The sequence below is a fragment of the Methylobacterium sp. WL103 genome (assembly GCF_008039885.1).
Lineage (GTDB): Bacteria > Pseudomonadota > Alphaproteobacteria > Rhizobiales > Beijerinckiaceae > Methylobacterium > Methylobacterium cerastii.
Map to the genome: position 1 here is coordinate 1 of NZ_VRUX01000710.1, position 1,917 is coordinate 1,917.

At 70.8% G+C, this 1,917-nt stretch carries 3 protein-coding genes; 1 reads left to right on the forward strand and 2 read right to left on the reverse strand.

All coding sequences use genetic code 11. The features are described from left to right. Nucleotides 1-287 (reverse strand): YbgF trimerization domain-containing protein (locus FV222_RS24510; protein ID WP_281406920.1); only part of this gene is annotated, 287 nt, incomplete at its 3' end. 279 nt (nucleotides 288-566) lie between these two features. On the opposite strand from FV222_RS24510, the gene FV222_RS24515 reads away from it, so the two are divergent. Next, nucleotides 567-980, forward strand: coding sequence for an SRPBCC family protein (locus FV222_RS24515; protein WP_147753511.1), 414 nt, complete (start codon nucleotides 567-569; stop codon nucleotides 978-980). Between the two features lie 139 nt (nucleotides 981-1,119). Here the strand turns inward: FV222_RS24515 and pal are convergent, their stop codons facing one another. Then, nucleotides 1,120-1,650 carry a peptidoglycan-associated lipoprotein Pal gene (pal, locus tag FV222_RS24520; protein WP_147815864.1) on the reverse strand — a complete coding sequence of 177 codons (531 nt, stop codon included), beginning with the start codon at nucleotides 1,648-1,650 and terminating at the stop codon, nucleotides 1,120-1,122. Between the last annotated feature and the right edge of the window lie 267 nt (nucleotides 1,651-1,917).

Here is a 1,917-nt window from a genome sequence, read left to right on the forward strand (position 1 = left end):
CCCGGGTTGCCGCCGTTGACGGCGCCGGCCGGCTCCCGGCTCGGCGCGGGCGCGGACTTGCCGCCGCCCTTCTCGTTCAGGCGGAACTCGACGTCCTCCTGGAACTTCCGAAGCTGCTCCTTGAGCTGCCGGTTCTCGTATTGCAGCGTCTCGATCTGCCCGGCCATCAGCCGGGACTGGTTCTCGATCCGGTTGAGGCGCACGACGAATTCGGAGGCGTCCTGCGCCGCGGCCGGGGCGGCGAGGCTGAAGGCGGCACAGGAGGCGAGAAGCAGGCGGCGGAGCATGGTGGCACCGGTCGTGACAGGGAGCGCGCAAGGTCGGCGCGAGGCCGGTAGCAGATGCCGCCCAGCGCGGCAAAGTTAAGGCGATGTCGGCTTCGGGCTCATCGAGCCGCGCGGTGAGATGCGGGCCTCCAGGATCGGCCGCACGCGGCGGCGCACCGGAGATTCGCGCCGTTCCGTGGCGCGTCGCCCTGGGGGCGGCCGCCCCGGAGGTTGCCGCCGCGACCGGCCTGGTGTGAGGTGCGGCCCGCGGAATCGCGAACGGCCGGATGCGGAGTTCACATGCCCCAGGAACGGATCATCGTAGAAGCGACGGCCTCCGCACCGGTCGGCGTCGTCTGGGACGCCTACACGACGCCGGACCAGATCACGCAGTGGAATTTCGCGTCCGACGACTGGCATTGTCCGACGGCGACCGTCGACCTCCGGGAAGGCGGCACGTTCACCTCGCGCATGGAGGCGAAGGACGGCAGCATGGGCTTCGATTTCGCGGGCACCTACACCAGGATCGTCCCGAACGAACGGATCGAATACGCGTTCGGCGACCGTCATGCGGTGGTCGCGTTCACCGCGTTGGGCGACCGGACCGGCGTGAAGGTCGCGTTCGATCCCGAGACCAGTTTTCCCATCGAGCAGCAGCGCAGCGGCTGGGCCGCCATCCTCGGCAACCTCTGCCGACACGTCGCGAGAGGTTGACCTGCGCCGGACGGGTCGGCTGGACGCGTCGTGGCGGGTGCCGCCCCCACCGCTCACCCTGGGGCGCCCGCCTGAGGGGGCCGCGGGGTGGCGAAGGCGGGATGCGGGGTCGTCCGGTGACGAAGGTCGCGCCTGCCGGTCAGCTTCCGGCGCCGCGGTCGAGCACCGTCACGGCGCGGCGGTTCTGCGACCAGCACGAGATGTCGTTGCAGACCGCGACCGGGCGCTCCTTGCCGTAGGAGACGGTGCGCATCCGGCCGGCACTGATGCCGCGGGAGGCGAGGTAGTCGTTCACGGCCTGCGCGCGGCGGGCGCCGAGCGAGAAGTTGTACTCGCGGGTGCCGCGCTCGTCGGCGTGGCCCTCGATGAGGAAGCTGTAGCGCGGGTAGCGCTGCAGCCAGGCTGCCTGCTTGTCGAGGGTGCCGGTGGCGGTGGGCGTCAGGTCGGTCGAGTCGGACTCGAAGAACACCCGGTCGCCGATGTTCACGACGAAGTCCTGCGCGCTGCCCGGCGTCGAGGCGCCGCCGCCGAAGGCCGAGGCGTCGGCGAGGTCCTTGTCGCTGCTGCAGGCCGAGACCGCGAGGCCGGCGCAGAGGGCGAGGCCCAGGGAGAGGGTGCGCAGGGAAAGGGTGCGCAGGGAGGCGGCGCGGAAGCGCGCGGATCGGGGCATGTCTGTCACTCCACGAGCGGACTTGAGGTGCGCCGGCCCGGCGCGGGTCGCGGCGAGTTGGGCGCGTTGAGGTCCGCGCGTTCAAACGAGATTGGGCTTTAGGCCGATCGGGTTAAGCGAAGGTTCCATCAAGCTTGACGCGAGGTTTCCAACACGGCCCATCCGCCGCCGATGTGTCGTTGCGCACGCCGGACCGAGCCTGTCGCCCGGCGTGCGCAACGACACATCGGCGGCGGATGGGCCGTGTTGGAAACCTCGCGTCAAGCT